The sequence below is a fragment of the Acidobacteriota bacterium genome (assembly GCA_016208495.1).
In the GTDB taxonomy this organism is placed as follows: Bacteria; Acidobacteriota; Blastocatellia; order Chloracidobacteriales; family Chloracidobacteriaceae; genus JACQXX01.
Genome location: JACQXX010000082.1, coordinates 46,813 through 53,484, shown reverse-complemented (window position 1 = coordinate 53,484; position 6,672 = coordinate 46,813). Strand labels below are relative to the sequence as shown.

Below are 6,672 nucleotides of genomic sequence, written 5' to 3'. Positions count from 1 at the left end.
TACATTCCGGTTTGGGGCATCCTTGTCCCCATTCTTTTGGTTTTCTCACAGGTCAGCCCTCCGATTTCTCTTCTGTTTTTTGTCTTTTCTATCGTAGGACTGACCTGTTTCTTTTTCAAAGTATTAGCCGATGAGCACCGGTTCCTTCTGAGAGTGAACAATTGGACAAGGCTGTGACGTTTTGGTAGAAAGTCTCAGTTCAATCCAGTGTTGATACATTTTTGCAGTTGAAGACTGCCTCTTTAACTTTTTGAGGGACCGGCTATGTGGTATCTGATTGCTGTGTTCTTATTGATTTCCCTGGCTGAAGCAGGTGTCACGATTAGCCTTTATCGAAACACTGGCCTGTACCCGTCATTCGGAATCATTCTCACGTCGCTGGTGGCCGGGTGTTTCATCGAAGTGCTGTATAATCAGAAACACAAAAATCCATTTTTTGAAAAACTTCCACGAAAGATAGACTCATATGAGTATTTTTTTATTGTTGCCCGTCAGAAAGTTTACCTGCTCTCAATTGGCTTACTCTTTTTCCCTGGAATTCTCACTGATATTTTGGGAATGGCTTTGTTGTTGAAGTCAGTTCAAACGCGGGTTGTCAAACATATAGCTGAAGGAAACTGGGAAGAGTTTCAACAATTGCCCCAGTCAACAAAGTTGAAGTTTTTCAGAAAGTCAAAGAGGCGCTAATTATGGGATTTCTCTGGGTGTTATTCGGAATTGTCTTCTTTTCACTGGCTGAAGCTGGCCTGACCATCGTGATGTACCAGAAACTGGGGTTATCCTGGACTTTCGGGATCCTTCTGATTTCAATCATTGTCAGCGGAGGACTTGAATACATTTCCCGGAAACGGTGGAAAGAAAAACAAAAGCATTCCAATCCGCAAGCGTTGATTGAGATTTTGGAAGAGGAGGTTCAAGACATCATCTTTATATACATATTTGTCTTTTTGCTTTTTCCTGGGATGCTCACGGATCTATTTGGCCTTCTCTTACTGGTCCCACTGGTTCGAAATCCAATTATCCGGTCAATGTCACGTTTCATGCTCAAGGATTGCGAGCAAAACCCAGGACTCGGCGATACATTCCTTAAAATGAATAGGGGAAAAAAAGAACGATTGCACAACCAATAAATTTTGCCCACGAAACCTGAAAGGCACCTTATGTGGAAACTCTGGTTATTGCTGTTTACTGTAATTTGTTCATTTGCAGAAGCTGGAATTATCATCTGGCTGTACAACCATTTGGGAACTTCCTACACATTAGGAATTGTAATTGTTTCATTTGTCATTGGTTGTTGTGCTCAATACCTGCACTTTTATATTGCCAGACCATATTTGTTCGAGTTTACAAAAGAGGATTCTTTAGAATCCTCTACCTCTCTGGTCATTTCAATGGTATTTATAGGCTCGGTGTTATGCCTTTTCTTTCCAGGTATTTTAACCGACGTGCTTGGAGTTTTAATTCTTATACCGCAGATTCGAAACCCAATTATCATTCGTCTGGCACAAGATTTTTTCCAGCGCAGCCAGCAAGCTACTAAAAAATATGGCAAGCCGAAGGAACTTTCTCAATAACAAAATAATTTCAACTTATTCATTTGATTGAGGTTTGGCTTTAATCATTTCCAATGCCCGCTGGTATAGATCCCAAAGCTCAAGCTCTTTCACCCAATTTTCAAGGTAATCAAAATCCAAAAAAGTCAGATCAGCCTGGAGGAGCCCCAAAATATCCTTTCTGGATGGTGGTTGGCAATTCCCCGAAAAAACAGGCACGGGGAAGGAACGCTGAACCCTAAATGGTCTCAGCGTCCATCCGCAACCCAATCGGAAGCGATTCGCCAAACATCTGGACTTTCTGGGCCGATTCGGGCGGCAGGTACTGCTTCAACGCTTCAATCAATGGTCCGGTGCGTTCAATCGGTTGGATTGCCTGGATGATTCGTTCGCGAAGCTCATCTGAAATATCACGGAGCGGGTCATCGGTTCGCGCTCCAAGTTGTGACAGGGCCGAGGCGGTATCCCACGATTTTTCAGGGAGTTCGAGCAAGACGGTAATCCATTCTGACGCAACGCGAGCCGAAACGACGTTGTTGAGCTGACCATAGAGCGGGATGCGTGCTCCTAACCGGCCAAGCGACCATAAAAAGCTCTTGTTTAACGGCTTTTCTTTAATCTTTTCAATCAGTTCACTACCAAGCCGGGTTTTGATGGTTGGTGCCAGATGTTCCAGATTCGCCAGCAACCGCCAGCCATCGCGTTCAACTTGTGGGTGGAGCCGCTTCTTGAGTTTTTTCCCGCCTATGCCAAGGAGCGGCATACATCGCTGATACACATCCAGTTGCTGCCCCTGGGCCAGACCGCCGGCAATCCGGGCCAGAAAGACAAACCATTCGACCTGGCACTGGATGTCGTTTCCGAAGGTCAATCCTGACAGGAAAATCTTGCGCGCCTGTTTGGTTCGCCAGTCATCAAGGACGGCGCCGAAACCAGGACGAAGGCAAAATCCATACAGGTTGAGCCAGCGCAATTCATAGTTCGACCGTTTTTTCCGACCTTCAGCCAGTTCGTGGAGCACATCGCACAATTTGCGGATGACCGCTACCGGCCAGGCATCTTTGCCGTACCCAAGCACGGCTTCAAGTTTTCCGACCAGGTTTTCAGGCGTGAGGTGTTCGTCAGCTTTTATCGTGTGGGATGTGTCAAAGACGGTTTTTAGAAGTTGAATTGCCTGCTCAATGGCTTCATCGGAAATGACTGTCTGGGTTTCTTCGGATTCTTCAAAATTGTTATCAGTCGCACGAAGTTGAAATTGAAGCTTCCAGCGGTGCTCGGTTGACAGCGATTCGCACCACAATTCCAACGTTCCAAGTTCGGTATATCTGGCCAGGAGTTTTACTTTTAATTCGGCTTGCTGCGAGCGTTTTCCAAAACTCAGCACCGTGACCAGCGGCGCGTGCCGATGGATATCAGCTTCGTCGAGCGTCACAACACTTCCGTGCTGGTCGTGGCGGACCGTCGAGCTATAGAGCGTAAACGTCACCGGGCGATTGGCCAGAACTTTGAACTCCAGGTTGGAAACTTCAAGGCTGGTGCCCTCCTCAGTCCCTCGCGGGAGGACGCAAACGGCAGGAATTTGTCCACGTTCTGGCTTTGTTTTGGTGTGCACGCCCAGATAATACACCCGCCCACTGCCGCCGCTGATCCGCAGGCCACCTTCGCGCCGAACATGGGCATAATAGGCCGCACCAATCGAAACGGCACCGGCCAGATCGGTATTGGCCAGAACCCTGGGTTTGTATTCCGGGCGGTCAGGTGTAAACCAGTGGGTGAGCACATCCACGATTGCCTGCCGGGCAATTTCGGTCTCAAAAAAACCGCCGTTGAACAAAATTGCGTCGGGACAGGCCATTCGCACCGTCGAAGTTGAGGGTGAATGATCTGGTTCAAATGTATCGGCATCAACCGCTTGCGTGAGAAATTCGGCCAGATGTTTGGTAATGGCCGGGTCGCTGGCATAGGGCAACCCCATTTCCCTGAGCGCCACCCTCCGATCTCGTTTGGGTAAATCAGTTGGGGCAACCTTTGGCAAATAGCCGTCCAGCAACAACCCGGTGACGTCCGAAGCTGTCACATCAGTGGTCATCGCCCCGCCAATCAATGACGAGCCACTCCCTAAAATGCGAATCGTTACTTTTTCAAGCGCTGGATGTGCCAGCAGTTGTTCTTTGGCCTGACAACACTGGCGCTGCAGGGCTTTGCGTTGTTTGAGGGTCAGTTTGGGATTGCCAAGCCGGGCTTCGACCAGATGGGAAAGCGCCAGATCGAGGTTGTCTCCGCCAAGCAGGAGGTGTTCACCAATGGCGGTTCGAACAAATTGAATCTCACCATCTTCAATTAATACTCTTATCAGACTGAAATCGGTCGTCCCGCCACCCACGTCACAAATCAAAATCAGTTCGCCATGGGTGAGAATTTTCTTGAGCCGACTTTTGTTGGCCACCATCCAGGCGTAAAACGCGGCCAGCGGTTCTTCAATCAACGTCAGGTGTTTGATGCCGGCATTCGCCGCCGCCTGACAGGTCAATTCGCGGGCTTCTTCGTCAAACGAAGCCGGAACCGTGATCACGATTTCCTGGTTTTCAAACGCAGCCGTTTCGTCTTCCCCGTTTTTGGAAAAGGTGTAGTTCCAGGCATCGCACAAGTGGAGCAAATAGCCAGTGGTGGCATCCACCGGCGAGCATTTCCATTCCGGCTGGTCTGAATCCCAGGGCAAAATGGCGGCGGTTCGATCCACCGAACTGTTACACAGCCAGGATTTTGCCGAGGCAACCTGCCGACCCGGAACCAATGCCCCCTGCTCGCGGGCATAAAGGCCAACCACAGCCACCGCGTCTTCGTGCCACGGCAGCGTCAGCCCACCGCGTGCGGTTTCGATTTCATTCAGAAAATAGAGAAATGACGGCAAAATCGGCTGTGATGTCATTTCGCCTTCGGTCAGAATCTGAGGAATTTGAAACCGGTTGATCACCGGCAACCCCCGACTGAGCCGCGCCCTGCGATCAACGTAGGCCACGGCTGAATTTGTCGTTCCAAGATCAATGCCAATGAGATACCGGGGTGTGGCGATCATAGCTTCAGGGTTCGGGGTTCGGGGTTCAGGGTTCGGGGTTCGGGGTTCAGGGAAAAGGACATAAAGGACATAAAGGACGAAAAGGACATAAATTCGAAGACCCCCGGAACCCGGAACCAGGAACCCGGAACCCGGAACCCGGAACCCTGCTTTCTATTCTTCCTTCTCGCGAATATTAAATTCCAGTTTCCAGCGTTGCTGACCATCGAGTGAAACACACCAGAGTTCGAGCGTTCCGACTTCGGTGATGCTGGTTTCAAGTCGAACCGGGAGCACCGTGTCTTCTTTCCCGTCAATGTGGAGCGTGACTTCGAGTGGATTTTGTTCCTGAAGTTCATCGCCCCAGTCTTCAATCAGGCTGCCGATGGGATCCTGTTTGCGGACGGTTGAACTCAAGAACCGGAATTCCGCCGGTTCGCCAACCACCAGACCAAATTCACGGGCTGAAACTCTGGCTGAGGTGCCTTCTTCCATTCCAAACGGGACAACGCAGAGGGCTTTGAGCGGCGCTGGGAATCCAGGAATTGCTGGCAACGCGCTTTCAATCCCGATGTAGTAGGTTCGTGGCGAACCGCTCCGAATCCGCACGCCAGAACCGCGACGGGCATTGCCATACGCCACAGCGCCATGCGAGACCGCTGTATCAAAGTCAGTCGCTGAAAGCTCGGTGATTGAGTCAAAGCCTTCTTCGGCCAGCCAGTCATTGAGCACATCGAGGATCCGTGTGCGCAGAATCGGTGCTTTCATCACACCGCCATTGAACAAAATGTGCGTTGGACAGGCCATTCCGCTCTGGCTTCGACGAATTGTATTTTGTTCGGAAATGTTCTGTGTTTGTCGGGCCAGGAACCGGGCCAGATGTTTGGTAATCGCCGGATCAGCCGCATACGGCAACCCAATTTCCTGAAAACCGACCCGTCGCTGCCGCGCCGGCATTTCATCCGAAGCAATATGCGGGAAAAACCCACCGACCAGAACCCGATTGACGTCATCGCGGGTCAGATCAGTGGTGATGGTGCCCCCAATGAGGCGTGATCCTTTTCCAAGCAGCGTGACTGGCTGCTGTTCGCTGTGTTCATCGGCAAACAATCGTTCTTTCGCCACCCGGCACTGATACCAGAGACCAAAAAGCTGGAAGGTATCAATTTTATGGCCGGATTCTTCGAGCCGCTGCTGCATCAACCGGGCCAGCGCCAGATCCATGTTGTCGCCGCCCAGCAAAATGTGGTCGCCGACCGCAACCCGCTCCAGCGCCAGATCGCCATCGTGCTCGGAAACTGAAATCAAACTGAAATCGGTTGTCCCGCCTCCGATGTCGCACACCAGAATCAAATCACCGACTTTGACCTGCTTGCGCCAGGTTTCGCCGTGTGTTCCAAGCCACGAATAAAACGCCGCCTGGGGCTCTTCGAGCAAAATCACCTGCTGCAATCCAGCCTGATGAGCGGCGCGGAGCGTCAGTTCACGGGCTTCTTCATCAAATGAGGCCGGCACTGTCAAAAAAACCGTCTGATTGCCCAGATCATATTCGGGATTCCCTTCAGCCACACGGGAATTCCAGACCGTCCGCAAATAACCCAGATACTGGGCTGAAGCCTCGACTGGCGAAATTTTTGGAATTTCATCAGGAGACTGCCAGGGCAAAATGGGTGAGGTGCGATTGACACCCGAATACGAGAGCCACGATTTCGCCGAAGCCACCAGCCGGGAGGGGTTTTCTGAACCACGTTTGCGAGCCAGTTCACCGACCACATACTGGGGCGATTCATCCCACGGCAAGGCGGTGCTCCCTGGTGGGAAGTCCATTTCCCCTGGGATGAACAAAAATGACGGCAACACCGACTGGTCAGCCACCTCGCCTGGATTGACCGTCTGCGGGACGGGAACCAGTTGAATGTGCTGATCTTCGACCGGCAGAGATGTATCCAAAAACGACAGGACCGAATTGGTCGTGCCAAGATCAATACCAACAATAAACCGCGTATCCAAAACAATTTTCCTTTCTGTTTTGGGCGGACACATTGGTCCGCCCCTACCGGCGGA

Annotated in this window: 5 protein-coding genes; 3 read left to right on the top strand and 2 right to left on the bottom strand. The window is 50.9% G+C overall.

Annotation, left to right across the window (positions count from 1 at the left end; translation table 11 throughout):
• Window positions 1–264: 264 nt before the first annotated feature.
• The 3 genes from HY774_16635 to HY774_16625 are packed head-to-tail and all read left to right on the top strand — an operon-like array spanning window position 265 to window position 1,574.
• The gene (locus HY774_16635) at window positions 265–687 is read left to right on the top strand and encodes an FxsA family protein (protein ID MBI4750114.1); all 423 of its coding nucleotides are present in this window, start codon (window positions 265–267) and stop codon (window positions 685–687) included.
• Window positions 688–689: 2 nt separating this feature from the next.
• Entirely contained in the window at window positions 690–1,130 is a 441-nt protein-coding gene (locus HY774_16630; GenBank protein ID MBI4750113.1) for an FxsA family protein, read from the top strand.
• Window positions 1,131–1,160: 30 nt separating this feature from the next.
• Complete coding sequence (locus HY774_16625) at window positions 1,161–1,574, top strand: FxsA family protein (protein ID MBI4750112.1); 414 nt, start codon at window positions 1,161–1,163, stop codon at window positions 1,572–1,574.
• A 217-nt stretch (window positions 1,575–1,791) separates the two neighbouring features.
• Here the strand turns inward: HY774_16625 and HY774_16620 are convergent, their stop codons facing one another.
• Both HY774_16620 and HY774_16615 read right to left on the bottom strand, forming a co-directional pair.
• Window positions 1,792–4,629: an Hsp70 family protein gene (locus tag HY774_16620; GenBank protein ID MBI4750111.1), complete on the bottom strand. Its 2,838-nt coding sequence runs from the start codon at window positions 4,627–4,629 to the stop codon at window positions 1,792–1,794.
• A gap of 153 nt (window positions 4,630–4,782) precedes the next feature.
• Complete coding sequence (locus HY774_16615; GenBank protein MBI4750110.1) at window positions 4,783–6,651, bottom strand: Hsp70 family protein; 1,869 nt, start codon at window positions 6,649–6,651, stop codon at window positions 4,783–4,785.
• Between the last annotated feature and the right edge of the window lie 21 nt (window positions 6,652–6,672).